The organism is Streptomyces longisporoflavus (genome assembly GCF_014649775.1).
Lineage (GTDB): Bacteria > Actinomycetota > Actinomycetes > Streptomycetales > Streptomycetaceae > Streptomyces > Streptomyces longisporoflavus.
Genome location: NZ_BMTR01000008.1, coordinates 137,779 through 164,607, shown reverse-complemented (window position 1 = coordinate 164,607; position 26,829 = coordinate 137,779). Strand labels below are relative to the sequence as shown.

19 protein-coding genes and 1 pseudogene are annotated in these 26,829 nt (G+C 71.5%); 14 read left to right on the top strand and 6 right to left on the bottom strand.

The window, feature by feature from the left end; translation table 11 throughout:
- Positions 1-53 precede the first annotated feature (53 nt).
- Positions 54-1,268: a hypothetical protein gene (locus tag IE226_RS18175; RefSeq protein ID WP_190082320.1), complete on the bottom strand. Its 1,215-nt coding sequence runs from the start codon at positions 1,266-1,268 to the stop codon at positions 54-56.
- Between the two features lie 248 nt (positions 1,269-1,516).
- Between IE226_RS18175 and phsA the strand changes: the two genes are divergently transcribed.
- The 3 genes from phsA (at position 1,517) to IE226_RS18160 (ending at position 5,648) form a co-directional block, all read left to right on the top strand.
- Complete coding sequence (gene phsA / locus IE226_RS18170; protein ID WP_373306986.1) at positions 1,517-3,448, top strand: O-aminophenol oxidase PhsA; 1,932 nt, start codon at positions 1,517-1,519, stop codon at positions 3,446-3,448.
- Positions 3,449-3,581: 133 nt separating this feature from the next.
- Complete coding sequence (locus IE226_RS18165) at positions 3,582-4,358, top strand: PDZ domain-containing protein (RefSeq protein WP_229871156.1); 777 nt, start codon at positions 3,582-3,584, stop codon at positions 4,356-4,358.
- Positions 4,359-4,517: 159 nt separating this feature from the next.
- A complete protein-coding gene (locus IE226_RS18160) occupies positions 4,518-5,648 on the top strand; it encodes an aminopeptidase P family protein (RefSeq protein ID WP_190082318.1) in 1,131 nt (376 codons plus the stop codon).
- Positions 5,649-5,682: 34 nt separating this feature from the next.
- Here the strand turns inward: IE226_RS18160 and treZ are convergent, their stop codons facing one another.
- Positions 5,683-7,428: a malto-oligosyltrehalose trehalohydrolase gene (gene treZ / locus IE226_RS18155; protein ID WP_190082480.1), complete on the bottom strand. Its 1,746-nt coding sequence runs from the start codon at positions 7,426-7,428 to the stop codon at positions 5,683-5,685.
- A gap of 157 nt (positions 7,429-7,585) precedes the next feature.
- Between treZ and IE226_RS18150 the strand changes: the two genes are divergently transcribed.
- Positions 7,586-8,137, top strand: coding sequence for an FHA domain-containing protein (locus tag IE226_RS18150; RefSeq protein ID WP_190082317.1), 552 nt, complete (start codon positions 7,586-7,588; stop codon positions 8,135-8,137).
- A 63-nt stretch (positions 8,138-8,200) separates the two neighbouring features.
- Here IE226_RS18150 and IE226_RS18145 read toward each other — a convergent pair whose 3' ends face one another.
- Entirely contained in the window at positions 8,201-9,451 is a 1,251-nt protein-coding gene (locus tag IE226_RS18145; RefSeq protein ID WP_190082316.1) for a M14 family zinc carboxypeptidase, read from the bottom strand.
- A gap of 272 nt (positions 9,452-9,723) precedes the next feature.
- Between IE226_RS18145 and IE226_RS18140 the strand changes: the two genes are divergently transcribed.
- The gene (locus IE226_RS18140; protein ID WP_190082315.1) at positions 9,724-10,890 is read left to right on the top strand and encodes a cytochrome P450; all 1,167 of its coding nucleotides are present in this window, start codon (positions 9,724-9,726) and stop codon (positions 10,888-10,890) included.
- Here IE226_RS18140 and treY read toward each other — a convergent pair.
- The gene (gene treY, locus IE226_RS18135) at positions 10,870-13,296 is read right to left on the bottom strand and encodes a malto-oligosyltrehalose synthase (RefSeq protein ID WP_190082314.1); all 2,427 of its coding nucleotides are present in this window, start codon (positions 13,294-13,296) and stop codon (positions 10,870-10,872) included. The two genes, IE226_RS18140 and treY, sit on opposite strands and share 21 nt — an antisense overlap.
- 81 nt (positions 13,297-13,377) lie before the next feature.
- On the opposite strand from treY, the gene IE226_RS18130 reads away from it, so the two are divergent.
- Positions 13,378-14,670, top strand: coding sequence for an MFS transporter (locus IE226_RS18130; protein WP_190082313.1), 1,293 nt, complete (start codon positions 13,378-13,380; stop codon positions 14,668-14,670).
- On the opposite strand, the gene glgX is transcribed toward IE226_RS18130, so the two are convergent.
- Positions 14,645-16,753: a glycogen debranching protein GlgX gene (gene glgX / locus IE226_RS18125; RefSeq protein WP_190082312.1), complete on the bottom strand. Its 2,109-nt coding sequence runs from the start codon at positions 16,751-16,753 to the stop codon at positions 14,645-14,647. The two genes, IE226_RS18130 and glgX, sit on opposite strands and share 26 nt — an antisense overlap.
- 215 nt (positions 16,754-16,968) lie before the next feature.
- Here glgX and IE226_RS18120 point away from each other — a divergent pair, with 215 nt between their 5' ends.
- The 4 genes from IE226_RS18120 (at position 16,969) to IE226_RS18105 (ending at position 21,299) form a co-directional block, all read left to right on the top strand.
- The gene (locus tag IE226_RS18120) at positions 16,969-17,715 is read left to right on the top strand and encodes a Tat pathway signal sequence domain protein (protein WP_229871154.1); all 747 of its coding nucleotides are present in this window, start codon (positions 16,969-16,971) and stop codon (positions 17,713-17,715) included.
- Positions 17,716-17,777: 62 nt separating this feature from the next.
- Positions 17,778-19,106, top strand: coding sequence for a copper amine oxidase (locus IE226_RS18115; protein ID WP_190082310.1), 1,329 nt, complete (start codon positions 17,778-17,780; stop codon positions 19,104-19,106).
- 107 nt (positions 19,107-19,213) lie between these two features.
- Entirely contained in the window at positions 19,214-20,455 is a 1,242-nt protein-coding gene (locus IE226_RS18110; RefSeq protein WP_190082309.1) for a DUF5919 domain-containing protein, read from the top strand.
- Between the two features lie 112 nt (positions 20,456-20,567).
- Complete coding sequence (locus IE226_RS18105) at positions 20,568-21,299, top strand: 3'-5' exonuclease (protein ID WP_190082308.1); 732 nt, start codon at positions 20,568-20,570, stop codon at positions 21,297-21,299.
- Positions 21,300-21,324: 25 nt separating this feature from the next.
- On the opposite strand, the gene IE226_RS18100 is transcribed toward IE226_RS18105, so the two are convergent.
- Entirely contained in the window at positions 21,325-22,179 is an 855-nt protein-coding gene (locus IE226_RS18100; RefSeq protein WP_190082307.1) for a phosphotransferase enzyme family protein, read from the bottom strand.
- A gap of 171 nt (positions 22,180-22,350) precedes the next feature.
- Between IE226_RS18100 and IE226_RS18095 the strand changes: the two genes are divergently transcribed.
- From IE226_RS18095 to mgt, 4 genes and pseudogenes are all read left to right on the top strand, one after another.
- Positions 22,351-23,274 carry a carbohydrate ABC transporter permease gene (locus tag IE226_RS18095; RefSeq protein ID WP_190082306.1) on the top strand — a complete coding sequence of 308 codons (924 nt, stop codon included), beginning with the start codon at positions 22,351-22,353 and terminating at the stop codon, positions 23,272-23,274.
- Positions 23,271-24,107, top strand: coding sequence for a carbohydrate ABC transporter permease (locus IE226_RS18090; RefSeq protein ID WP_373306984.1), 837 nt, complete (start codon positions 23,271-23,273; stop codon positions 24,105-24,107). Before IE226_RS18095 ends, IE226_RS18090 begins: the two co-directional genes overlap by 4 nt.
- Positions 24,107-25,402, top strand: coding sequence for an ABC transporter substrate-binding protein (locus tag IE226_RS18085; RefSeq protein WP_190082305.1), 1,296 nt, complete (start codon positions 24,107-24,109; stop codon positions 25,400-25,402). The genes IE226_RS18090 and IE226_RS18085 overlap by 1 nt, the downstream gene beginning before the upstream one ends.
- 33 nt (positions 25,403-25,435) lie before the next feature.
- Positions 25,436-26,699 (top strand): annotated as a pseudogene (gene mgt, locus IE226_RS18080) (macrolide-inactivating glycosyltransferase).
- The last annotated feature ends 130 nt before the right edge of the window (positions 26,700-26,829 follow it).

Genomic DNA, 26,829 nt, shown 5'->3' with positions numbered 1-26,829 from the left:
GGGTCGACGCGCGCGCCGTACTGCTTGCTCGGCCGGGCTGAGCGGCCCGGTCGTCAGGAGCCCGTCGCGTCCAGGGCCCTGCGCTCCAGCTCGGCGAGGCGTGCGTCGGCGGCCTGGCGGCCGTGGTCGGTGTCCTGGAGCGACAGGTGCAGACGCTGGGCCCGGATCGCCTGGGTGTAGTCGCCGATCAGCGTCAACTCATCGCGCAGTACGGCGAGTTGTGCGGGGTCTGGGCCGGAGTCGTCCAGTTCGCGGATCAGGTAGGCGCGGGCCGTCTCCACCATCCCCTGGTCCCGCGCGAGCTCCAGCCAGGTCGACTCCGGTTCGTCGTCGGGGTCGGTCCCGTAGTTGGAGTCGTCGAACGAGCGCGCCCACTCCTGTACTTGACCGGCCTCGTCCGGAAGCCCGCCCAGGCCGCACCAGGTGTCGTACGTCGTCTCGTGCACCTCGCGCAAGAGGGGCAGATCCTCGGGGAGGCAGTGCAACCCCACGAGGACCACCGCGAGCCGCAGTTCGTCCGACATGGAGGCGTCAGCCTCATGCTTGAGGAGATGCCGCAGCAGCGCGCGGTCCGTGTTCCGCCGGTCGAACTGCGCGGCGCGCAACGCGGCCACCCGGCGCGCTCTGTCCTGCGTCACGCCCTCCCAGACCGTGCGGTCGCCCATCCGCAGCAGGGCCAGATCGGTGCGGCCCTTGGCGAGCACCTGCTCCCACAGAGGCGGGCGCGGGTGCGGATCGAGGCGCTTGTACGCCAGGTGCTCCTCGGCGTTGAGGAGGATGTGGTCGGGTTCGGTGCGCAGCAGGGCGGCGTGCAGCCGGGCGACCAACTGCACGGGGGAGCGCTCCGGAAGCCCGAGCGCGGCCCGCAGTCCGGCGCGGTGCGCGTCGAGGTCGGGCACGCAGTCCTCGCGGAAGTCGCCCTCCGTGTCGGCGATCTCCGCCAGTATCCGCGCCTCGCCGTCCGTCGGCGACAGACCTACGTAGTCCTGCCAGCCGGGCAGCCCGACGAGGATCTCCAGGGCCTCGTCCACGCTGTCCCCGATGATCCCGGCTGACCCCTCGGAGTCGGCGTACAGCACGGATCCGTCCCCGCAGACGAAATACGTGCCCCCGGAATCGTCCCCCGCGACGGGTTCGAGCGGGCCGCCGGACGCGAGGCGGACCTCTTCGACGTGGTCCGCGCGGGACAGGTCGAATGCGAAAGGGAACGCGGCCAGCTCGGCCAGACGTGGGTCCTGTCGCAGCAGACGGAGTGCACGTTCGGTCATGCTCCGAAAGTAACAGCGGTCACTGGCGGCAGACCCACAACAGGACTACCCAATTCCATATGCGGTTTCCGATCCCTTTCTTGCGGAATGGGGGATTCGTGGAACTTGGTCGTAGTGCCGGGAGTCTTCTGATGTAGAGGGCGGCCACTGACCGGGTCGCCCAACCGGCCCCAGAGCAGGGGCCATTGCATCTGCACCGATCAGTCGCATGGATCGACCGCATTGAGCGAAACACGGGGGTGTTCGACTTGACCGACATCATTGAGCGCATCACGGACCGTCCGACGGGTTCGCCCGCCGACGCGGACGCGACGGCGGCAACGGCAGCGGACGCGGGGGAGCTGACGCCGTACGTCACGCCGCTTCCGGTGCCGCCCGTCCTGCGACCGGACTCGGTGGACGTGCGGGACGAGACCGACGTGCCCGCGGAGACCGAGATCGCGCTGCGTCCGGCCTGGATCCGGCTGCACCCGCAACTGCCGCCGACCCTGATGTGGGGGTACGACGGCTGTGTTCCGGGCCCGACGATCGAGGTGCGGCGCGGGCGGCGCGTCCGGATCGCCTGGACCAACCGCATCCCGAAGGGCAGCGAGTATCCCGTGACGTCCGTAGAGGTGCCGCGGGGCAACCCGAGCCCCGCCACCCTACCGGGGCGCGCGGGCGTCGAGCCGAACAAGGACGTGGCGGCACTGCCCGCCTGGTCGGTGACGCATCTGCACGGCGCGCAGACCGGCGGGGGCAACGACGGGTGGGCGGACAACGCGGTGGGGTTCGGCGACGCCCAGCTCTCCGAGTATCCGAACGACCACCAGGCGGTTCAATGGTGGTATCACGACCACGCCATGAACATAACCCGCTGGAACGTCCAGGCGGGTCTGTACGGCACCTACCTCGTGCGGGACGACGAGGAGGACGCGCTCCACCTCCCCCGCGGGGAGCGGGAGATCCCGCTGCTGCTCGCCGACCGGAACCTGGACACGGACGAGGACGGACGTCTCAACGGCCGCCTGCTGCACAAGACCGTGATCATCCAGGAGAAGAACCCGGAGACGGGCAAGCCGGTGTCGCTGCCCTTCACGGGTCCGTACAGCACGGTCAACGGCCGCATCTGGCCCTACGCGGACGTGGACGCGGCCTGGCACCGCTTCCGCCTGGTGAACGCGTCGAACGCCCGTGTCTACGACCTCGTGCTCGTCGACGAGGACAACAACCCGGTGCAGGGCGTCATGCACCAGATCGGCAGCGACGGCGGCCTGCTGCCGCGTCCGGTGCCGGTCGACTTCGACGACGCGCTGCCCACGCTCACCGTCGCCCCGGCCGAGCGGATGGACCTGCTGATCGACTTCCGCGCGCTCGCGGGCCGGCGGGTGCGGCTCGTGAACAAGGGCAGGGGCCAGGCGCCCGGAGTGCCCGACCCGGCGAACGACGTGCGCTATCCGCAGGTCATGGAGTTCCGCGTGCGGGATGCGGAGTGCGAGGACCCCTTCTCGCTCCCGGAGATCCTCTCGGGCTCGTTCCGCCCGCTGAGCCATGACATCGAGCACGGCCACCGCCTGATCGTCCTGACGCCGCCCGCCACGAAGGGCGGGGGTGGCCACCCGGAGATCTGGGAGATGACCGAGGTCAAGGACGCGGGCGGCATCCAGGTCCCGACCGAGGGAGTCATCCAGGTCAAGGGCGCGGACGGGAAGACGAAGACGTACCGCAGGACCGCCCGTACCTTCAACGACGGCCTGGGCTTCACCATCGCCGAGGGCAGCCACGAACAGTGGAGCTTCCTGAACCTCGCGGTGAACCCGCCGGTGACCCACCCCATGCACATCCACCTGGCCGACTTCCAACTCCTTGGCCGCGACGCGTACGACGCGTCGGGCTTCGACGTCACCGTGGGCGGCACCCTGGCTCCGGTCAGCTTCGACCCGGAGAAGGAGATCCCCCTCGCGCCGAACGAGCGGGGCTGGAAGGACGTCTTCCTGGTCCCCGGCGGTCAAATGCTGCGGGTCATGGGCAAGTTCGACGGCGCGTACGGGCGCTTCATGTACCACTGCCATCTTCTGGAGCACGAGGACATGGGCATGATGCGCCCCTTCGTGGTCATGCCGCCGGAAGCCCTGAAGTTCGACCACGGGGCGGGACACGGGGGTCACGAAGGGGGTCATGAAGGGGGGCACACGGGCTGACTGGGCCCGTGCGGAACGGGGCACATCGGGACGGGGCGAGCCCCAGGGGGCAGGGGCGCACACCTGGACTTCACCCGTTCGTGAATCGTCGCGCCGGTGCACGCCGGGTAGGGCTGTGGCCGGAGGCGAGCCCATGGATCAGACTGCGTTGCGTCCCAAGCCGATGCCCGGACAGGAGCACGGCTCGGGCGGCAAGTTCGGCGGTTCGAGCAAGTTCGGCCGGGGCGGCAAGCCCGGCGTCCGCCAGAAGCTCGGGATCGGGCGGAAACCGGGGGCCGGGCGGACACCCGGCCCCGGTCGCGTAGCGGGGCCGGGTCACCGCCCGCATGCCGCGCGGCGGCGCGGGCGGCGGTTGGCCACCCTGCTCTTCGGGCTGCTCTTCTCGGTCGTCCTCGTGCTGTCGGGGGTGGGGCTCGGCACAGTGAGCGCCACCGTCATCGGCATGAGCAAGCTCGCCGACATGCAGAAGCAGTCGCAGGCGCAGGGCGGTGCGACGGGCGACGCCGCAGGGCGGCAGGCAGGTCCGGCGGCGCCCGGCGGCGATCCCGCCCCGGGCGCGGCGTCCGGACCCGCCGCCCCGCCGGACCCGCCGCAGAAGCAGCCGGGGAGGCAGCCGGGCAAGGCCCCCGAGCGGACCCCGGCGCGCCCAGCGCTCGGCGTGGAGGCCGTCGACGCCCCCGGCGGCCCCGGAGCCCTGCTCGCCGGTGTGCACAGCCCCGGCCCCGGCCACAGCGCCGGTCTCGTACGCGGGGACGTAGTGCTCGCCTTCGGCAGGACCCGCGTCGCCTCGGCCAAGGCCCTGGCGACGGCGGTCGCCGCCGCGGACCCGGGCAGGAACATCACCGTCACCGTCCGTCACGCGAACGGCCAGCGGCAGTCCCTGTCAGTGACGCCGGGCTTTGTGACGTGAGCCGACGCGGGCCGGGGCGGCGCCGAGCGGTGTGGCGCGGCCTGCCGGGGATGCCGTAAAGCCTCCGTAACCCGGTCGCGTACGCGCGGCGGTGCGGGCAGGATCGGCCGCACCGGCAGCGCACCGTACGCGCAGCAGTGAGCAGCCCTGGAGGCCCCTATGACCGGCACCCCCGGCACCCCCGCGCCCTTCACCGCCGACGACTACAAGGCCCGCATGGACCGTGCCGCGGCGACCGCGGCGGATGCGGGGCTCGCCGGGCTGCTCGTCGCGCCGGGCCCCGACCTGATCTGGCTCACCGGGTATCAGCCCGTCGCCACCGAGCGCCTCACCGTCCTCGTGCTCGCCGCCGGTCAGGAGCCGGTGCTCGTGGTGCCCACCCTGGAGGCCCCGGACGCGGAGCGCGCGGCAGGGGCGAGCGCGCTGACCCTGCGCGACTGGTCCGACGGCAAGGACCCCTACGCGGCGACCGCCCCGCTCCTCGACGTCGACGGCCGCTTCGGGGTCAGCGACAACTCCTGGGCCATGCATCTCCTCGGCTTCCAGAGCGAGCTGCCGGACACCTCCTACGTATCCCTCACCGGAGCGCTCCCCATGCTGCGCGCCGTCAAGGACGCCGCCGAGCTGGAGCGCCTGGCGGCGGCCGGTGCCGCCGCGGACGCGACGTACGAAGAGATCAAGAAGGTGGCTTTCGCGGGCCGCAGGGAGAGTGACGTGGCCGCCGATCTCGACGCCCTGCTGCGGCAGTACGGGCACTCGCAGGTCGACTTCACCATCGTCGGCTCCGGCCCGAACGGCGCCAACCCGCACCACGAGGCGGGCGACCGCGTCATCGAGGACGGCGACATGGTCGTCCTCGACTTCGGCGGCCTGCTGCACGGCTACGGCTCGGACACCTCGCGCACGGTGCACGTGGGCGAGCCCGGCGCCGAGGAGCAGCGGGTACACGACATCGTGCGCGAGGCCCAGGAGGCGGGCTGCCGCGCGGTGCGGCCCGGCGCCGCCTGCCAGGACATCGACAGGGCGGCACGGGCGGTGATCGCCGATGCCGGTTACGGCGAGCACTTCATCCACCGCACCGGACACGGCATAGGCGTCACCACCCACGAACCGCCCTACATGGTCGAGGGCGAGGAGCTGCCGCTCGTGCCGGGGATGTGCTTCTCCGTGGAGCCCGGCATCTATCTGCCGGGCCGCTTCGGAGTGCGCATCGAGGACATCGTGACGGTCACCGATGACGGCGTACGGCGCCTCAACTCCACGCCCCGCGAGCTGGCGATCGTCAACTGACCGACAGGCGACAGGCGTCCTCTGTACGCCGGCCTCACGGCGTCGCAAGGACCGCGCACGACTCGGCGGGCAGCCGCAGCACCCCGTCAGGCCCGGGCGCGGTGACCGGCTCCCACGCCGCGAGCACCCGCGCGCCCCGGCCGCCGAGCGGGACGTCGACCGCCTCCTTGCCGACGTTCACCGCGATCCGCAGATCGCCGCGCCGCACCGCGAACCAGCGCCGCTCCTCGTCGTACGCGACCCGCAGTGCCGCGAGATCGGGGTCGAGGAGGTCGCCGCGGGTGCGGCGCAGGGCGATCAGTTCGCGGTACCAGGCCAGCACGCGCGCGTGGGGGTCGGTCAGGGGCTCGGCCCAGTCGAGACAGGACCGGTCCCTGGTCGCCGGGTCCTGCGGGTCCGGGATGTCCTCCTCGGCCCAGCCGTGCGCCGCGAACTCCCGCCGCCTGCCCCGCCGCACGGCCTCCGCGAGTTCGGGATCGGTGTGGTCCGTGAAGAACTGCCAGGGCGTGGTGGCGCCCCACTCCTCGCCCATGAACAGCATCGGCGTGAACGGCCCGGTGAGCGTGAGAGCCGCCGCGCAGGCGAGCAGGCCGGGGGAGAGGGCCGCGGAGAGCCGGTCTCCTTGTGCGCGATTGCCGATCTGGTCGTGGGTCTGCGTGTAGCCGAGGAAGCGGTAGGCGGGCGTACGGGCCTTGTCGACGGGACGCCCGTGCCGGCGCCCGCGGAACGTCGAGTACGTACCGTCGTGGAAGAAGCCGCCCGTCAGCGTCTTGGCGAGCGCGGCGAAGGGGGCGCGGGCGAAGTCCTCGTAGTAGCCGTGTGATTCGCCGGTGAGCGCGCAGTGCAGCGCGTGGTGGAAGTCGTCGTTCCACTGCGCGTGCACGCCGAGCCCGCCCTCCGCGCGCGGGGTGACGGTCCGCGGATCACCCTGGTCGGACTCGGCGATGAGCGAGAGCGGCCTGCCGAGCTCGGCGGACAGCTCGTCCACGGCCGCCGAGAGCTCCTCCAGGAAGTGGCACGCGCGCGTGTCGCACAGCGCGTGCACGGCGTCCAGGCGCAGGCCGTCGACGCGGTAGTCGCGCAGCCAGGCGAGGGCGCTGCCGATCAGATACGCGCGCACCTCGTCCGAGCCGGGCGCGTCGAGATTGACGGCGGCGCCCCAGGGGGTGTGGTGGGTGTCCGTGAAGTAGGGGCCGAACGCGGGCAAATAGTTGCCGGACGGGCCGAGGTGGTTGTGCACCACGTCGAGCACGACGCCGATGCCGTGCGCGTGCGCCGCGTCGACGAACCGTTTCAGCGCCTCGGGCCCGCCGTACGGCTCGTGCACCGCCCACAGGGACACGCCCTCGTACCCCCAGCCGTGCCGGCCGGGGAACGGGCACAGCGGCATCAGCTCCACATGGGTGACGCCGAGTTCGGCCAGGTGATCGAGGCGCCCCGCGGCCGAGTCGAGCGTGCCCTCCGGTGTGTACGTCCCCACGTGCAGCTCGTACAGGACCGCGTCCCGCACCCCGCGCCCCGCCCAGGGAGTGCGCCACGCGTACCGGTCGTGGTCGACGACGGCGCTGAGCCCGTCGGGGCCGTCCGGCTGGCGCCGGGAGCGGGGATCGGGCAGCACGGGGCCGCCGTCGAGCGAGAAGCCGTAGCGCGCGCCGTCGGCGGCCTCCGCCTCGCCCGTCCACCAGCCGGTCCGGCCCCCGGCGCGCTCCAGCGCGTGCGTGGCGCCCTCGCACAGCAGCGCGACGTGCTCGGCTCCCGGTGCCCACACCTCGAACTCCACCGCCGGTCCCCCCTTGTCTGCCGTCCGTCGACGGCCATCCGTCTTCATCCGTACGTCATCCGTGGTCACGTCCGTCCATCGTGCTGCAGAAGTGATCGGCTCGGGGTCGTTCCGCGTTTTCTGGACACCCCGGCCGAGCTGACCGACAATCACCAGGGTGACGTCCTCCTTCGAGATCCACACGTACCCCGCGCGGCTGACCGACGCCGAGCGAGACAGGGCGCTGAAGGTGCTCAGGGAGGGCGCTGCCCTCGGCAAGCTCTCGCACGACACGTTCGTGCGCCGCATGGAGCTGGCCCTCGCCGCCCGGCAGCCCGACGAACTGGCCGCGCTCACCGCCGATCTGCAGACCGAGGGCCGCCTCTCGCGGGCGGTGTTCGGGGCCGTCGGCGCGGTCTCCGGGTTCACGGTGCGGCTGCGCAGGGTCTGGCAGGCCGAGCGGCTGCCGAAGCTGCTCCTGCCGGTGCCGGCGAACCCGTACCCCCTGCGGATCGGCCGCGACCCCGCGAACGGGCTCAGGCTCAGCCACGAGACGGTCTCCCGGGTGCACGCCGAGCTGAGCAGGCAGGGCGGCATGTGGGTGCTGCGCGACCTCGGGTCGACGAACGGCACGTCCGTGAACGGTCGCAGGGTGATCGGCGCGGCCGTGGTCCAGGACGGCGATCAGGTCAGCTTCGGGAAGATGGGCTTCCGGCTCTCCGCGTCGTGAGCCGTTGAAGGGGCTGTCGTGAGTCCTTGAGGGGGCTGCCGTGAGTCCTTGAGAGCGCCGCGGTCAGTCGCCCCGCACGCGCGCGTGGCGCGCCGCCGCGACCGTCGTCCGTGACTGGTGCTCGACCTGGTGCTCTAGCGGCACCCAGCGTGCCCCGAACCGCTCGGCGAACGCGTCGCTCCAGCGCAGCACGAGCCGTTCGAGGCGGGGCGCGGCCCGGTCGCCCGCCGCGTCGAGGACCCGCAGCAGCATCGCGGCGGCCCGCAGCGGAAGGCGCCGCCCGAAGGCGTCGACGCTGCCGATGTACGCCATGGACGTCCCCGCGGGCGGCAGTCCGGCCCAGTCGTCGGCGAGGCCGGGCACCAGGTCGAGCGCCCAGCGTGCCGCGCGCAGCAGCGGTCCGTGGGCCTGCGGCAGCCGGGGCAGGGCCTCGCCGAGGATGTCCTCGACCAGGCGCGCGTCCTGGCGCAGGCGCCACGAGAAGCCGCGCAGGGCGAGGGCCGGTGAGGGGTGGGCCGCCGCGTCGTCCACGAGGTCGCTCGCCCACATCGGGACCTCGACGATGGCGGTCAGACCGCCGTACCGGTGGGCGTGGTGCCAGGTGGTGTGCCGGGCGTCCTCGGGGAGGCTCGGATAGGCGGCGGCCGAGCCGGGGCCCGGCAGCACATGGACCCCGGGCCCCGAGACCGGCCAGCCCGCGGCGTCCGAGGCGCCCGTCTCCACCGGGATGTGCAGCTCGGCCGCCGACTTGGCGAACGGTTCCGCGAGCCCGGGTATGTCCCGCGTCAACTGCACCCAGCTGCCGCCGAGATCGGTTCCGTGCAGCGACACCTGCAAGTAGGGCCGTAGTTCGTCGATGAGCCCGGTGAGGACGCGGGTCTCGGGCGGCAGCCGGTCGGGCGGCAGGACGGAGGGGGACCACTCGGGCTGTTCGGGGCCCGCCGGGCGGAAGAAGTGCCGGTGGTAGTCGAACAGGGTGCGCGGCGAGGGCGTGCGGTGCAGGCTCGCGCCGTCCGGGTCGGCGCACAGGAGGAAGTGCCAGGAGGTGTCGGCGCGCAGGTCCTCGTCCCGCAGGACCCACTCCGCGAGGTGGAGCAGCGTCGAACCGCCGGTCGGTTCGTTCGCGTGCGCGCCGGCGACGACCAGGACGGCGCGACGGGAGCGGCCGACGGAGAGCAGGTGCAGGGGTCTTCCGGCGCGCGATGCACCCACCTGGCGCAGGGTGCTCAGTTCGGGACGGTGGGCGGCCAACTTCCTTGCGGACAGTACGAGTTCAGCCACAGTGGGATAGCCATGCTCCGCCAGTTGACTCACCTCTGACTTGTCCGCTGAAGCAATCCGCAGTACGCCACGCGGTAGGGCACGTGTCAAGCGTGCGTCCCGGGCGGTGCCGCCTCGCCATGTTCCTGCCGCAGCGTCACCCGAATGGGTGTACGGAGACTGCGCGGAGCGGCTCGCGGTGATGCGCTGAAACCCCATCGCACGGCTACTTGCGAAACCCCCTCGCACGGCTGTCCGCCGCGCGCCGAGCCCGAACGGGGTCTGCTGTGTCGCTGAGCTCGACCCCTCGCGGGCACCATGTGGCAATGGCTCCGCCGAGTCCGCCGAGTCCGCCGAGTCCGCCGAGTCCGCCGAGTCCGCCGAGTCCGCCGACCCCGGCGTCAGACGCCGGACGGAACCACGGACGGTCCGGACCCGTACCGCCCCCACCGCCCAGCCTCCTGGCCCCCGGCGTCGAGCGTGACCCCTACCCGCTCTACCGAACCCTCCGCGAAACCCTCCCCCTCGTCCGCGACGAGATGCTCGGCGCCTGGCTGGTCAGCCGGTACGCGGATGTCCGTGCCGTGTTCGACGACACCGGGAGCCGACCGGCGGCGACCGGGCCGGACCCGGTCGCCCCCGCGCGCCTGGAGCCCCCGCTGCGGGCCGCCGCCGACCGCATCGCCTACGTACTCGCCCGGCGCATGGCCCGGCGGCGCGAGGTCGACCTCGTCGCCGAGTTCACCGCCTGGCTGCCCGCGGCAGCCGCCGTCGCCGCGCTCGGGCTGCCCAGCGAGGACGCCGCGCGGGTGCGCGAGTGGTGCCGTACGGGGCCTGCGCGCGCCGGGGGCATCCACCCGGAGTTCGCCGGTCTTCTGCGCCCCCACGTCGCGCGGCGGCGCGACCGTCCCGGCGCGGACCTGCTCTCCGTGCTGTGCCGCGCCCGGGCGGACGGCCGGGCGCCCTCGGACGAGGCCGTCACCGCCCTTGCCGCCGCGCTCCTCACGGGAGGCGGCGAGACCACCGCCCTCGCCCTTGCCTCCTTCCTCGCCAACCTCCTGGACCACCCCGCCCAGTTGGACCTCGTGCGCGCCCGTCCGGAGCTGATACCCGGCGCATGGGCGGAGTCCCTGCGCCGCGATCCGCCCACGCCCGTCGTACTGCGCCGCACGACCGCCCCGGTCACGACGGGCGGCACGCTCCTGTCCGCGGGTTCCGTCGTGGCCTGCCTCATCGGCTCGGCGGGGCGCGACCCGTTCCGATTCGCCGACCCCGACCGCTACGACATCTTCCGCCCGGACCCCGCCCACCTCGCGTTCGGCGCCGAAGGCCGCGGCTGCCCGGCGGCCACCGTCGCCGGGCTCGTCGCCGAGTGCGGGCTGCGGGCCCTGCTCGACGCCATGCCGGGCCTGCGCTGGGCCCCCGGCTTCAGACCCGCGGCCGGCGGGCTGATGGCGCGGGCACCACGCCTCCTACTCGTCCGCCCCCGCTGAGACCCGCTCCAGAAGCGCCACGGGCAGCTCCCCGAAAAGCTCCTCCACGCGCGCGTGCCCCGTGAATTCCCGTCCCCGGCCGAGCAGGTCCACCCACCGCCCTTCCGGAAGCGCCAGCTCCGTGGAGCCCCAGCCGCCCGCTTCGGCAAGGCGCAGCGAAAGCCGGGTCACCGCCGCGATCACCTCTCCGGAGCGCGAGAAGGCCACGCAGTGCGCGGCGCCGGGTCCCCGGGCCGCCAGCGGTTCGTACGTCGCCGCGCCGCCGAACAGCTCCGGGCGCCGCCTGCGAAGGCGCAGCGCGGTCGTCGTGACGGCCAGCTTCTCCTCGGAGAGGTCCCAGCGGTCACGGTGCTGCTCCAGGTGCTCCAGGACATGCGGCTGGAACCGCACGGGCCGCCTGTTGTCCGGGTCCACCAGGGCCCGGTACTCGTTCTCCGTGCCCTGGTAGAGGTCGGGCACCCCGGGCATCGCGAGCTGGAGCAGCGCGGCGCCGAGGAGATTGGCCCGCACATGGGGCCGCAGGGCGCCGGCGAACTCCGCGACGGTGTAGAGCGGCGGCCCGCAGGGGCCCGCCTCCACGAACGCCGTCACGGCCTTCTCGTAAGCCTCGTTCGGCTCGGTCCAGCTCGTGTGCAGGCCCGCCTCGCGCACGTGCTTGAGCAGCGCCTTCTGCAGCCGTTCGTCGTAGGGGAAGCCGAAGCCGACGGCCGTCTGCCAGGCCGCCCACGCCAGTTGCGGGTCCGGCGCCGAGGCGCCCCCCGCGCGCGCGGTCTGCTCGGTCACCTCGACCAGGAGGTCGGCCCACCGCTCCGGGCACTGCGTGAGGACGGAGATGCCCGCCCGTACGTCGGCGCTGCGCTTCGTGTCGTGCGTGGTGAGCACCGTGCCCGCGTAGGGCCAGTCGCGCTGCACGCGCGTGCAGTAGGCGTGAAACGCCTCCGGGGACACCGCGGGACGCTCGGGCGAGCCGCCCACCTCGGCCGCCGAGAGGAGCGGTGCGTGCCGGTAGAACGCCGTGTCCTCGACCGCCTTGGCCCGCAGCGCCGACGAGGTCTGCGCGAACCGCGCCCGGAAGCCGTCGAGCGCGGGCCCGGACCCGAGCCGCCCGAGGACCAGATCCCGTACGACGTCCACCGCCTCGGCCTCCTCCCGCACGGCGAAGGCCGCCTTGGCCTCTTCGGCGGCCCCCACGGTGAGGACGGAGGCCGGTTCGACGCCCCCGGAGACGTAGGGCCGGTAGACGGGCAGCCGTACGAGCAGCTCCTGGAGTGCGGTGCGCAGCGCCCACGGCGCGTGGTCGCGCAGCGCGGGGTCCCCTGCGCACAGGGCGGTCGCCTCGCGCGTGAGGCGGTCGGTCTCGGCGGCGAGTTCATGGGTGAGCACCTTGTACGCGGCGCGCCGCACCGTCGCCCCCCAGTCGCCGCCCCGGTCCACCGGAGGTGCCGTGAACCTGCGGTACTGCCCGAGGAGTCCGCCGGCCCCCGCCGGGTCCGTGAAGAGGCCGTCGAGGTGGCGCAGCGCGTCGTACCCGGTGGTGCCCGCGACGGGCCACGCGGCCGGCAGCTGCTCGCCGTCGCCGAGGATCTTCTCGACGACCGTCCACCGCCCGCGGGTGGCCTCGTGCAGCCGTTGGAGGTAGGCCCCCGGATCGGCGAGACCGTCGGGGTGGTCGATCCGCAGCCCTTCCACGACCCCCTCCCGCAGCAGTCCCAGGATCTTCGCGTGAGTCGCGTCGAACACCTCCGGGTCCTCGACCCGCACTCCGATGAGGTCCGAAATGGTGAAGAAGCGGCGGTAGTTGAGCTCCGTACGGGCCAGCCGCCACCACGCGAGGCGGTACCACTGGGCGTCGAGGAGCCGCGGCAACGGCAGCTCCTCGGTGCCCGCACGGATGGGGAACGCGTGTTCGTGATAGCGCAGCACGTCCCCGTCGACCCGCAGGCGCTCCAGCTCGTCCCCGACCCCGCGCCCGAGCACCGGCAGCAGCACCTGGCCGCCGCCCGCGTCCCAGTCGATGTCGAACCACCGGGCGAAGGGCGAGTCGGGGCCCTCGCGCAGGACCTCCCAGAGGGCGTGGTTGTGCCGGGGCACTGCCGCCATGTGGTTGGGCACGATGTCCACGACGAGGCCGAGCCCGTGCGCCCGCGCGGTGCGCGACAGGGCCCGCAGTCCTTCCTCGCCGCCCAGCTCGTCACGCACGCGCGCGTGGTCCACGACGTCATAGCCGTGCGTGGACCCCGGGACGGCTTCGAGCACCGGCGACAGGTGCAGGTGCGAGACTCCGAGAGAGGCCAGGTACGGGACGGCCGCTTCGGCGGCCGCGAACGGAAACTCCGGCTGGAGCTGCAGCCGGTACGTGGCGGTGGGCGGTGGCGGCACCGCGGGCTCCGAGCGCTCAGGCGTCATGCGAACCTACGTACCCGCCCGGAGGGCTTTCGTGCCATCGACTCATGCGTGTGGCGGCCCGGGCGTCGTTAGCGTCGGACGATGGCCGCAGCGGAACAGACCGGACGTGACGCGTCCGGCGTACGACGATTCCCGGACACCTACCGGGAAGTGATCGGGCACACCGGAGCGCTCCTGCCGGTGATCTCGTTCCTCGGCAGGCTCCCCGTGGCCATGATCCAGTTCGGCAGCGTCCTCCTGGTCACCGAGACCAGCGGCTCGCTCGCCACGGGAGGCGTGGTCGCCTGCGCGCTCGCGCTCGGCCAGGTGACCATGGGCCCGTTCGTCGGCCGCCTCGCCGACCGGTGCGGCCAGCGCCCGGTCGTCCTCGGCTTCTCGCTGCTCAACGCCGTGGCGATCGCGGTGTACACGCTCGGCGCCGTCCTGCGGCTGCCCACGCCCGCGCTCGTCGTCCTCGCGGTGCTCGCCGGGGCGAGCATCCCGGGGATCGGCCCGCTGGCCCGCGCCCGCGCCGTCCCGCTGGTGCGCGGGGCGGGCGGTGACGACCGCCTGGTCAACACCGTGCTGTCCCTGGAGAGCACCATGGACGAGCTGTCCTTCGTGCTCGGCCCCGCCCTGGTGGGCCTCGCGGCCGTCGCGGGCCATCCGGCGTACGCCTTCGGGGCGGCGGCGCTCCTGGTCGCCGTCTGCGGCTCCGGCTTCGCCCTGCACCCCACGGGAAGGACCGTGCGGGCGGCCCGCGCGGCGCAGGGGGCACGCGCGCGTGGCGTCCGGCGGCGTCTGCCGCGCGAGGTGATCGTCGTACGCGTCGGGCTCGTCCTCCTGGGCGTGCTGCTCGGCGCCTGCGGAGCGGGCGTCACGGCGCGCACCGAGGAGCTGGGGCAGCCGGGCCAGGCGGGGCTCGTCTACGCCGCCATGGGCGTCATGAGCGCCGTCGTGGGCCTGTCCATGGCCGCGCTGCCCGAGCGCTTCGGTCTGCACGCGCGCTGGCGCGTGGCGACGGCCGCCGCGGCGCTGCTCTCCCTGCCGCTGGTCTGGGCGGACGGCATGACGGGCCTGTACGTCGTGGTGACCGTGTTCGGCGCCGTTTACGCACCCAACCTGATCACCGGCTTCGCGCTCACCGAGCGCTCCTGCCCGACGGGGCGGCTCGCCGAGGGGATGACGTTCGCCGCGAGCGCCTTCGTGGGCGGCCAGGCGGTCACGCTCGCCGTCGCGGGACGCCTTGCCGAGTCGTACGGCCCCGGCGCGGCGTTCGCCCTCGGCAGCGCGGCCGCCGCCGTCGCGTTCCTCGTCGCGCTCGCCGCCCGCCCCGGGGCGGACGGCGGCGCGAACGACGCACCTCCGGTCAGGCAGGGCGCCGCAGGACGATGAGGCTGCGGTCGGTCAGTGTCAGGCGCTCACCGGCCCCCGCCTTCATCCCCGTGTCCGGTGGCACGCCCTCCGCCTGCGCGGTGTCCACGACCACCTGCCACTGGCGGCCGTGATTGACCGGAATCACGAACTCCAGCGGGTGCGCCGACGCGTTGAACATCATCAGGAACGAGTCGTCGGTGATCCGCTCGCCGCGCGGGCCCGGCTCGGAGATGGCGTTGCCGTTCAGGAACACCGTCAGCGCCCGCGCGTGCGAGGCGTCCCAGTCCTCCTGCGTCATCTCGTCGCCCTCGGGCGTGAACCAGGCGATGTCCGAGAGCTCGTCGTGCGTGCCCTCGACCGGACGGCCGTGGAAGAACCGCCGCCGCCGGAAGACGGGGTGATCGCGCCGCAGCCACGCCATCGCGCGCGTGAACTCCAGCTGGGCGTTCTCGCCCTCCGGCCAGCGCACCCAGGCGATGTCGTTGTCCTGGCAGTAGGCGTTGTTGTTGCCCCCTTGCGTCCGGGCGAACTCGTCGCCGTGGCTGAGCATGGGGACGCCTTGCGAGAGCATCAGCGTCGCGATGAAGTTGCGCATCTGCCGTTCGCGCAGCTCCAGGATCTGAGGGTCGTCCGTCCGGCCCTCCGCGCCGCAGTTCCAGGAGCGGTTGTGGCTCTCGCCGTCCTGGTTGTCCTCGCCGTTGGCCTCGTTGTGCTTGTCGTTGTACGAGACGAGGTCGTGCAGCGTGAAACCGTCGTGGCAGGTGGTGAAGTTGATCGACGCCAGAGGGCGCCGCCCGTCGTCCTGGTAGAGGTCGGACGAGCCGGTGAGCCGGGACGCGAACTCCGCGAGGGTGCGCGGTTCGCCCCGCCACAGGTCGCGCACGGTGTCGCGGTACATGCCGTTCCACTCGGTCCACAGCGGCGGGAAGTTGCCGACCTGGTAGCCGCCCTCCCCGACGTCCCACGGCTCGGCGATCAGCTTCACCTGGCTCACCACGGGGTCCTGCTGCACGAGGTCGAAGAACGACGAAAGCCGGTCCACCTCGTGGAACTGCCGGGCGAGCGTCGCCGCGAGATCGAAGCGGAAGCCGTCCACATGCATGTCGGTGACCCAGTGCCGCAGCGAGTCCATGATCATCTGAAGCACGTGCGGCGACCGCATCAGGAGGGAGTTGCCGGTCCCCGTGGTGTCCATGTAGTAGCGGGGATCATCCATGAGGCGGTAGTACGAGGCGTTGTCCAGGCCCTTGAAGGACAGCGTCGGGCCCAGGTGGTTGCCCTCGGCCGTGTGGTTGTAGACGACGTCGAGGATCACCTCGATGTCCGCCTCGTGCAGCGCCTTCACCGCCTGCTTGAACTCCAGGACCTGCTCGCCCCGGTCGCCCCAGGAGGCGTAGGCGTTGTGGGGCGCGAAGAAGCCGATCGTGTTGTAGCCCCAGTAGTTGTTCAGGCCCATGTCGACAAGACGGTGGTCGTTCACGAACTGGTGCACCGGCATCAGTTCGAGAGCCGTCACGCCCAGCTGCGTGAGGTGCTCGATGATCGCCGGATGCGCGAGCGCCGCGTACGACCCGCGCAGCTCGTCGGGAAGATCCGGGTGCAGCATGGTCAGGCCCTTGACGTGGGCCTCGTAGAGGACGGTCTCGTTGTACGGGGTGCGGGGCGGGCGGTCGTCGCCCCAGTCGAAGTACGGATTGACCACCACGGAGGTCATCATGTGCGGCGCGGAGTCCAAGTCGTTGCGTTTGTCCGGGGCGCCGAACCGGTAGCCGTACACCTCCTCTCCCCAGTCGACCCGGCCGCTGACCGCCCGGGCGTAAGGATCGAGCAGCAGCTTCGCCGAGTTGCAGCGGTGCCCCTGCTCGGGTTCGTAGGGCCCGTGCACACGGAAGCCGTACCGCTGGCCCGGCATCACGCCGGGCAGGTACGCGTGCCGCACGAACGCGTCGGATTCACGCAGCTCGACGGCTGTCTCCGAGCCGTCGTCGTGCAACAAACAGAGCTCCATGCGGTCGGCGGTCTCGGAGAAGACCGCGAAGTTCGTGCCGGCGCCGTCGTACGTCGCACCGAGTGGATACGCCTGCCCTGGCCACACCTGCATGCATCCGACTCTTCCACTACCGCCCCCTCGGCCCGGGGTCACATTGGCGAGAGTCTCCCCGAAAGTGGAGCAACCACGCAGGAGTTGAGACCGTCTAACCGGCCGACCACACACTTGTCATGCCCATAAGTGGGGCAACAGGGGAAATTGGGGGGGATGTGCGCGAAATAGTCAGACGCCATCTGGGGAAGGTAGTGGCCGGTACGGCGGTCGCCGTGGCAGCCACCGCCGTGATGGCAGGAATCACGCTGCCGGACTCGGCCGGGGCGGGGGAGTCCCGGGGCCAGGACCGCAGCGCGGCCGCGGGAGCGGCACAGCAGAACGCGATCCCGAAGGACGGGGTCGTCGAGGCAGCGCCCGAAGAGGGCGACAAGGGCATCGGCAGCGACCCGCTGACCGACGACGAGATGAAGCGGGCCGAGCAGATCGCCATGACCGGCAATCTCCGCAGGTCCGCCCGTGACGTGGAGGGCGACCGCGGCCCGCAGCTCCTCGCGAGCAACCTCAGCGAGGCGGACCCGACCGAGGCCCTCGACCCCGAGAGGCCGCGCCGCGCGGAGATCGTCTACTACGACTACAAGTCCGACGCGCTGGTCACCAAGACGGTCAACCTCGACACGGGCAAGGTGGAGGACACCGACACCTCGCACGGCGTCCAGCCGCCGGCGGCCAGGGAAGAACTGCGCGAGGCGGCTCAGCTGCTGATCGCCGACCCGCTCGGCAAGGACCTCAAGAGCGACTACAAGGACGCGATGGGCAAGGAGCTCACCTCGCCGGACCAGCTGACGCTCAGCGCCTTCGTCTTCCACAAGGAGACCGTCGAGAAGCTGCCGGCCCCGCTCGCCGAGTGCGGCGAACACCGGTGCCTCAGCGTCGTCAGCAAGGTCGTCAACGGCCCCTGGATCGACACCCGTGACCTGATCGTCGACCTGAGCGACCGCACCGTCACCCGCCTCCGCTGAGCGGCAGCGGCGGGGACCACCTGCCCGCGCTCCTTCACTTCCGTACAAGGGAGTCATCTCGCATGCTCGTGAACAGACTTGGGCGCGCCCGCAAGCGCGTCTCCATCGGCCTTGCGGTCACCGCGCTCCTGGGCACCGCCGTCGCCGCCGCAGGCCCGGCGGGCGCCACCCAGAACGCCGCCAAGGACGCCCCCGCTGCCGCCGCCCCGGCGTGCAGCGCCGACTACCGCATCGAACAGACCGTCGACGGCGGCACCACCTGGCGCATGTGCTGGCACTACAACACCAACGCCGGCCTCGTGCTCGACAACATCTCGTACCAGCCGAAGAACGAGCCCAAGCCCATCCCCGTCCTCACCAGCGCACGGCTCGCCCAGGTGCACGTGCCCTACGACGACGGCGAGAACGAGTACCAGGACCTCACCGGCGCCACCTTCGGCACGGACCTCGTCCCGCTGAAGCCCTCCGAGTGCCCCGGCGGCACCATCAAGACCGTCAAGGTCGGCAGTTCCTCGCCCATACCCGGAGGCAAGGTGAAGGGCCTGTGCACCACCACGCGCGCGCGTGGGCACGCCTACCGCATGACCCCGGACCTCTACTCGAACCCCGGCAAGGTCTACCAGGCGCAGGGCAAGGACCTGCTCGTCTACACCGTCAACCAGGCGTCCTGGTACGAGTACATCACCGAGTGGCGCTTCTCGTCGGACGGCGTGATCAGCTCGAACGTCGGCGCGACCGGCAGCCTCGCACCCGAGGACTACAACGGAACCGACGGCCGCGGCTGGCCCATCGGCAAGGGCGCCCGTGACTACGCGGAGAGCCACAGCCACAACGTCTCCTGGCGCCTCAACTTCGGCCTCGACGGCTCCCCGAAGGCCAAGGTCGAGCAGTACGACTCCAAGGTGACGCCGCCCACCGGGAACGGCAACCCGAAGACGAAGACGACCCGCACCCCCGTCACCAAGGAACTCATCGGCGACGTCAAGGGCATGCGCTGGTGGCGCGTGGTGAGCGCGGCGGGCAAGAACGCGGACGGCCACAAGCGGTCGTACGAGATCGTGCCCGGTCACACCGTCAAGCACCCCGGACGCAACTACAGCAACCACGACGTGTACTTCACCGAGTACAAGAAGTGCGAGAAGTACACCAGCGACAATCTTTCCGAGAACTGCGGGCCCAAGAGCGTGGACAAATGGGTCAACGGCCAGACGCTGAAGCACCCGATCACCTGGGTCAACATCGGCTTCCACCACATCGCGCGGGACGAGGACCAGCAGCCCATGCCGGTCCACTGGCAGGGCTTCTCGCTCGCCCCGCGTGACGTGACCGCTATGAATCCGCTCACTCCCGCCGACCTCGCCGACCAGAACGGCCATACAGGCGTGCGGTAGTTGAGAAAGCACCCTCTCCATCCTGCTGCACCGGCCGCCGCTCCCGGAGTACCCTTCCTTGATCGTTGAACGGGGGAGGCTCCGGGGGAGCGGAAGGGGTGCGCTGGGTGAGCTCGGGAGGGCGGGAACTGCCCCCTGGTGACGAGGGTCACGAGGGGAGTTCCGCGGACGGCCCGCCCGGAGCGGTGTCCCTGGCGCGGCCGATGGAGATGGGATCTCAGATCGGACCCGAACTGGACTGGGGTGCCGACGCCTGGCGCGAGGTGCGCACACGCGCCCAGCGCGCCGGGCGGGCCTACATCTGGCTGAATCTCGTGGAACAGCGGCTGCGCGCGGTCGTGGCCGCTGTTCTGCGCCCCATCTACGAACCGGTCCACGCCGACGACTGGGTGGTCGCCGCCGCGGGACCCGCCGGGCAGGAATGGGTCCAGCGGGCCGTCGCCGTACGCGAAGTCAGCCGCCGCAAGGGCTACTTGCTCGACCCGGCCGACGACAACGTCCTCAGCTTCCTCACGCTGCCCCAGCTCCGCGAGCTGATGGTGCAGCACTGGCCCTGCTTCGAGCCGTACTTCGACGACCGCAGGGACGTCGAACTCGCCCTGGACGAGCTGGAAGTCACGCGCAACGTCGTCTCGCGCAACCGCGCGCTGTCCACCGCCGTGCTCGCCCAGGCCGAGCGCGCTTCGGCGAAGCTCCTGGACATACTCGGCGCCGGCACCGACACGCCGTCCGCGCGCCGGCTGCCCGTCGACGCCGTCGAGTCCCTGGTGGGCGACCGGTACGCCGACGTGGTCGGCGTCCACTCGGACCGGGTGCGGCTCCTGCGGCAGTTCCCCGCCGAGGACCTCTTCGGCGGCGCCCGCCGCCTCGACGCGATCGGGATAGGCCTGAACCTCCTGGTCCAGAACTTCTCCGGACGCCGCCTCGTGCGCCTCGCGGAGTCGGGCTGCCGGGTGCGGCTGCTCTTCCTCAACCCGGCCAGCAGCGCGGTCAAGCGCCGGGAGCGCGAACTGGGCCTGAAGCGGGGCGAGCTGAGCCGCAGCGTCGAGATGAACATCCTGCACATGCGCCGGGTGCGGGCCCGTTTGCGCGATCCGGGCGCCTTCGAGATCCAGGTCTTCGACGAGACGCCGCGCTTCACCGCGTATCTGGTCGACGGGGACGGCGCGGACGGCATCGCGGTCGTCCAGTCGTATCTGCGAAGGACGCGGGGGATGGAGGCGCCGGTGCTCGTGCTGCGCGGCGGACGCCGGGTGGTCAAGGCGGACGAGACGGACGAGAACGGACTCTTCGAGACGTACCGGGAGGAGTTCGAGCTGGCCTGGGCGGACTCGCGGCCGGTGTCTTGAGAGGCCGGGACGGCATGCGCAGGCACTAACCGGAACGCGCGCCTCGGATTGTCAGTGGCGCGTGGGATCGTGGTGGTCAATGGGGGAAAGCACCACAGAGAAGGGGGCGGCCATGGGCTGGCACCGGGAGCTGCTGATCGGTTTCGACCTGGAGACGACCGGGACGGATCCGTACACGGCACGCATCGTCACGGCGGCGGTGATCGAGATCAGGGCCGGCGAGACACTGGGCCGCAAGGAATGGCTCGCCGACCCGGGGGTCGAGATCCCGGCGGAGGCCGTCGCGGTGCACGGCATCTCGAACGAACGCGCCACGGCGCACGGCAGACCGGCGTCGGAAGTCGCCGACGCGATAGCGGCGGTCCTCGTGTCGTACTGGCTGTCGGGCGTCCCGGTCGTCGCCTACAACGCCACCTTCGACCTGACCCTGCTCTCCGCCGAGTTGCACCGGCACGGCCTGCCGTCCCTGCGCGAGCGCCTGGGCGGCGCGGAACCGGCCCCGGTCATCGACCCGTACGCGATCGACCGCTCCGTCGAGCGCTACCGCAAGGGCAAGCGGAACCTCGAAGCGGTCTGCACGGAGTACGGCGTGCGCCTGGAGTCCGCCCACGACGCCACGTCGGACGCCCTGGCCGCCGCCCGCCTGGCCGCGGCGATAGCCGACCGCCACCCCAAGCTGGCCGCTTTCGGCCCGGCGGAGCTGCACCGCCGCCAGATCGACTGGTATGCGCAGTGGGCGGCGGACTTCCAGAAATTCCTGCGGTCCAAGGGGCAGCAGGAAGCCGTGGTGGACGGTACCTGGCCGCTGCGGGAGCAGTTCAGCGAGTCCGCGTCCGGAGTCTGAGGCCTCCGGCGGCGTCCGGCACACTTCAGAAGGGGTACCACCGCACGCCGGTGTCCCCGTCACGCAGCGAGGCGACCCGGCGGCGGAACTCGGCAAGGGCCTTCGGGTTGCCGGGAGCGTGCTGTGCGACCCACGCACAGCTGGCCGTCTCCCGCGCGCCCCGGAGCACCGCGCACCCCTCCCACTCCCGTACGTCCCAGCCGTACTCCGCGACGAACCCGTCGTACGCCTCGTCCGGCAGTCCGTACCGGTCGCGCGAGAGCGCGAGCACCACGAGATCGTGCTCCCGCAGGTCGGCGGAGAAGGTCTCCAGATCCACCAGGACCGGACCGTCCGCGCCCACGAGGACATTGCGGGGGAGGGCGTCGCCGTGAATGGGGCCGGGAGCGAGGCGGGGGGTGAGCGCCGACGCCGCCGCCTCGAAGCCGTCCCTGCGCTCGCGCAGATAGTCCGCGTCCTCGACGTCGATCGTGTCGCCGGCCAGCCGCAGCCAGCGCTCGACCCCGCCGAGGAGTTCGCGCCGTGGCAGCTCGAAGCCGGGTGCGGGAAGGGCGTGCACGAGGCGGAGGAGCGCGGCGAGGTCACGCGGCTCGGCCGGACGCACGGCCTCGGGCAGCCGTTGCCACACCGTCACCGGATGCCCGTCCACCAGACGGGGCTCGGCCTCGGCCGCCCGCACCGCGGGCACGTCCGACTCCTCCAGCCACCGCGCGACGCGCAACTCACGCCGCGCACGGTCGAGAAGCCCGGGCGCCGCACGCCCGACCTTGACCACCGACTCGCCGTCGGCGAACACCGCGTTCTCGCCGAGTGCGAGCAGCGCCGCGTCCCGCCCGAGTCCCGCCGCGCTCAGTACGTCCCTCGCCCGCGCCTCGTCCATCCGTTGCCTCCCGCACCGCTCGCTCCGTTCGCCGGCACAGTCTCCCATTTGCACAGGCCAAGAGGCTGCTCGGCCTGCGCAGCTGCTTGACGTATCAAGATCCCATCAGCACGATGACGGGGGCCGCCTGGGCGGCCAAACCCCGATGAGCCGCCCAAAGGAGCCGATTCCGTGACATTGGCGACCGCAACGAAGCGGTCAGCGAAAGGCGCGTCCGCCCGCAGAGGCACGGACCACGGCGCCTGGTTCCTGGTCCTTCCCGCACTGATCCCGATCCTGATCCTCAGCGTGGGTCCGCTGCTCTACGGCATCGTGCTCGCGTTCACCGATTCCCAGTCGGGCCGAACCGAGCCGACCCAGTGGATCGGCGCCCTCAACTTCCAGGACCTGCTGCACGACACGCTGTTCTGGGACTCGTTCCGCATCGGCCTGATCTGGGCGTTCGGCGTCACCGTGCCGCAGTTCTTCCTCGCGCTCGGCCTCGCCCTGCTGCTCAACCAGCCGTTGCGGATGCGCTGGCTGGCGCGGGCGCTCGCGATCATTCCCTGGGCGATGCCCGAGGTGGTCGTCGGCATCATGTGGCGGCTCGTCTACCACCCGGACGCGGGCGTCCTGAACGAGACGATGTCCGACCTCGGCCTCGGCGAGGGCACGGACTGGCTGACCGGCACCTCCACCGCGCTCCTCGCCGTGATCGTCGTCGGCGTCTGGGCGGGCATGCCGCAGACCACTGTCGCGCTGCTCGCCGGGCTGCAGAACACCCCGCGCGAACTGCACGAGGCCGCCGCGATGGACGGCGCGGGCGCCTGGCGCCGCTTCCGTACCGTCACCTGGCCCGCCATCAAGCCGATCGCCCTCGCCATCACGGCGCTCAACTTCATCTGGAACTTCAACTCCTTCGCCCTGGTCTACGTCCTCACCCAGGGCGGCCCCGGCGGCCGCACCCGCCTTCCCATGCTCTTCGCCTACGAAGAGGCCTTCCGCTACGGCCAGTTCGGCTATGCCGCCGCCATGGGCTGCGTGATGGTCGCGGTGATCTCCGTGATCCTCGCCTTCTACCTCGTCGGCCGTCTGAAGGGAGCCGACGAGTCATGATGCGTACGAAGAAGTCCACGCGCACCGCGCAGTACGCGGCGCTCGCCGCCTATCTCGTCTTCCTCGCCTTCCCGTTCCTGTGGCTGATCTCCACGGCCTTCAAACCCGCGCGGGAACTGGGCAGCCTGAATCCCACCTGGATTCCCGAGAACCCGACCCTGGAGAACTTCCGGCAGGCCTTCGACGAGCAGCCGTTGCTCCGGGCCGCGGGCAACTCCCTGGTCGCGGCGCTCAGCGCCTCCCTGATCGCGGTCGTCATCGCGACCCCGATGGCGTACGTCATGGCGCGGCACCGCAATCGCGTCTCGAAGGCGGCGACGGGCTGGGTGGTGATCAGTCAGGCGTTCCCCTTCGTCCTGATCATCATCCCGCTGTTCCTGATCCTGAAGAACCTGCACCTGATCAACTCGCTGCTCGGCCTGATCATGGTCTATGTGGTGTGGTCGCTGCCCTTCGCGCTGTGGATGCTCGTCGGGTACGTCCGCGCCGTGCCCACCGAACTCGAAGAGGCGGCCGCGGTCGACGGCGCGAGCAAGGTGCGCACCTTCGTCTCGGTGGTCGCGCCGCTGCTCGCCCCCGGCATCGTCGCCACGGCGATGTTCGCCTTCATCACCGCATGGAACGAGTTCTTCTTCGCGCTCGTCCTGCTCAAGACCCCGGAGAAGCAGACCTTGCCGGTCATCCTCAACCGCTTCATCGGCACCGAGGGCGTCGCGGACCTCGGGCCGCTCGCCGCGGCCGCGTTCCTCGCGACCATCCCCTCGCTCGTCATCTTCGCGATCATCCAGAAGCGGATCACGGGCGGCATGCTGGCAGGGGCGGTGAAGGCCTGATGCGCGCAGCACCACGTCTCGTGACCGCCGCCGGCCTGGCGCTCGCGCTGCTGCTCACCGGTTGCAGCGGCGACTCGGGCGACGACGACGGGAAGATCACGCTCCAGTTCCAGTCCCTGGCCTGGCAGAAGGAGTCCGTCGACGCCAACAAGGCCCTCGTCGAGGAGTGGAACGAAACCCACCCCGATGTCCGCGTCGAATACGTGCAGGGCAGCTGGGACAGCGTCCACGACCAGCTGCTGACCTCCTTCGAGGGCGGCGAGGCGCCCGACATCATCCACGACGCCTCGGACGACCTCGCCGACTTCGCGTACGGCGGGTATCTCGCGGACATCGGCGAGCTGCTCCCCGAGCGCCTCAAGTCCGACATCCCCGAGCGCAGCTGGCAGACGGCGACGTTCGACGGCAAGGTCTACGGAGTGCCTTTCCTCCAGGAGCCCCGGGTCCTGATCGCCAACGCGAAGTGGCTCAAGAAGTCGGGCGTGCGGATTCCCACCCCCGACAAACCGTGGAGCTGGGAGGAGTTCCGTTCGGTCAGCAAGGAGCTGGGCGACGGCAAGGACGGGAAGTACGGCGTGGCCTGGCCGCTCAAGGAGCCGGTGTCCGCGACGCTGAACCTCTCGCTGTCGACCGGCGGAAAGATGTTCCACCGGGGCGAGGACGGCAAGGTCGACGTCCGCTTCGAGGCGGCCGACGAGATCATGCCGCGTACGGTCCACGACCAGGTCAACACCGACAAGAGCGCGTCCGGAACCACCCTGGGCATGGGCGGCTCCGACACGCTGCCCGGCTTCTTCGGCGGGAAGTACGCGATGGTCCCGCTCGGCTTCTCCTACCGCCAGCAGATCGTCCAGCAGGCGCCGAAGGGTTTCGACTGGCAGGTGCTTCCCGCTCCGGCCGGAGCGGAGGGCCTCGCGCAGGGCGTCAGCCCGCAGACCTTGTCCGTCTCCGAGGACAGCCCGCACAAGAAGGAGGCGGCCGAGTTCATCGACTTCTTCCTGCAGCCGGACAACATGGTGAAACTCGCGCGCGGCGACTGGATGCTGCCGACGGGCAAGGAGGCGCTGAAGGATCCCGCCCTGCGCACGAAGAAGGACGACTGGGCCGCGGGCACGGCCCTCGCCGAGGGTCTGCGCCCGGCGCCCGCGCAGTCCGTGCGCGGCTATCCGGAGTGGAAGGACAAGGTGGCCACCCCGGCACTCCAGGAGTACTACAGCGGGGCGATCGGTCCGGACGAATTGCGCGAGCGCTTGGTGGAGGACGGAAACCTGGTGCTGGCGCGGTACCAGAGATAGGCACATCGCGGAGTCGGCCGCGTCGGACAGGTCATCCGGTTGCACGAGACGTCTCGTCTCGTTTAAGGTTCCGGACATGACCTCACGCCAGCGTGCCCATATCGCCATGTTCTCCATCGCCGCGCACGGGCACGTCAACCCGAGCCTCGAAGTGATCCGTGAGCTCGTCGCCCGCGGCCACCGCGTGACGTACGCGATCCCGCCGCTCTTCGCCGGGAAGGTCGCCGAGACCGGCGCCGAGCCCGTGCTCTTCGAGACGACGCTGCCGGGCCCGGACGACGACCCCGAGGCCTGGGGCACCGAACTGATCGACAACATCGAACCGTTCCTCACCGAGGGGATCGAGACGCTGCCGCAGCTGGCGGCGGCGTACGAGGGCGACGAGCCGGACCTCGTCCTGCACGACATCACCTCGTATCCCGCGCGGGTGCTCGCCCGCCGCTGGGGTGTGCCCGAGATCTCGCTCTCACCGAACCTCGTGGCCTGGGACGGCTATGAGGAAGAGGTCTCGGAGCCGATGTACGCCGAGCTGAAGGAAACCGAGCGCGGGAAGGCGTATTACGCGCGCTTCCATGCCTGGCTGGAGGAGAACGGTGTCACTCAGGACCCCGACTCCTTCGTCGGCCGCCCGCCCCGCTCGCTGGTCCTGATCCCCAAGGCGCTCCAGCCGAACGCCGACCGGGTCGACGAGACGGTGCACACATTCGTCGGCGCCTGCCAGGGCGACCGCTCGGCGCAGGGCGACTGGCGGCGTCCTGCCGACGCGGAGAAGGTGCTGCTCGTCTCGCTCGGTTCGTCCTTCACCAAGCAGCCCGCTTTCTATCGCGAGTGCGTCAAGGCGTTCGGGGATCTGCCCGGCTGGCATGTGGTGCTCCAGGTCGGCAAGCACGTCGAGGCGGGCGAACTGGGGGACATCCCCCGGAACGTGGAGGTCCGCCAGTGGGTCCCGCAGCTCGCGGTCCTCAAGCAGGCCGATGCCTTCATCACGCACGCCGGCGCGGGCGGCAGCCAGGAAGGACTCGCCACCGCGACGCCGATGGTCGCGGTGCCGCAGGCCGTCGACCAGTTCGGCAACGCGGACATGCTCCAGGCGCTCGGGGTGGCCCGGCACATACCGATGGAGGAGGTCACCGCCCGGACGCTGCGGGACGCCGTGCTCGCCCTGACGGACGACCCGGAGGTGGCGCGGCGTCTGGCCGGAATACGCGCCGGGATGGCGGGGGAGGGCGGCACGAAGAGGGCGGCGGACCTGATCGAGGAGGAGCTGGCGAAGGCGGCGGGGCCGGCCGGGAGGTGACGCCGGCGGCCGTCGGGACGCGGATCGGGCTCGTCGGGGCGTACTGCATTCGCCCCGACGGGCGCGAGCCCGATGCTTGAAAACGCTATTCCGTTGCACCCCGGACAATTCTGTTACATACCTGTCGTTC

Coding starts and splice junctions, on each gene's coding strand:
- IE226_RS18175 (WP_190082320.1), bottom strand. CDS start 1,268: ATGACCGAACGTGCACTCCGTCTGCTGCGACAGGACCCACGTCTGGCC.
- IE226_RS18165 (WP_229871156.1), top strand. CDS start 3,582: ATGGATCAGACTGCGTTGCGTCCCAAGCCGATGCCCGGACAGGAGCAC.
- IE226_RS18160 (WP_190082318.1), top strand. CDS start 4,518: ATGACCGGCACCCCCGGCACCCCCGCGCCCTTCACCGCCGACGACTAC.
- IE226_RS18140 (WP_190082315.1), top strand. CDS start 9,724: ATGGCTCCGCCGAGTCCGCCGAGTCCGCCGAGTCCGCCGAGTCCGCCG.
- treY (WP_190082314.1), bottom strand. CDS start 13,296: ATGACGCCTGAGCGCTCGGAGCCCGCGGTGCCGCCACCGCCCACCGCC.
- IE226_RS18130 (WP_190082313.1), top strand. CDS start 13,378: ATGGCCGCAGCGGAACAGACCGGACGTGACGCGTCCGGCGTACGACGA.
- glgX (WP_190082312.1), bottom strand. CDS start 16,753: ATGCAGGTGTGGCCAGGGCAGGCGTATCCACTCGGTGCGACGTACGAC.
- IE226_RS18115 (WP_190082310.1), top strand. CDS start 17,778: ATGCTCGTGAACAGACTTGGGCGCGCCCGCAAGCGCGTCTCCATCGGC.
- IE226_RS18105 (WP_190082308.1), top strand. CDS start 20,568: ATGGGCTGGCACCGGGAGCTGCTGATCGGTTTCGACCTGGAGACGACC.
- IE226_RS18100 (WP_190082307.1), bottom strand. CDS start 22,179: ATGGACGAGGCGCGGGCGAGGGACGTACTGAGCGCGGCGGGACTCGGG.
- IE226_RS18090 (WP_373306984.1), top strand. CDS start 23,271: ATGATGCGTACGAAGAAGTCCACGCGCACCGCGCAGTACGCGGCGCTC.
- IE226_RS18085 (WP_190082305.1), top strand. CDS start 24,107: ATGCGCGCAGCACCACGTCTCGTGACCGCCGCCGGCCTGGCGCTCGCG.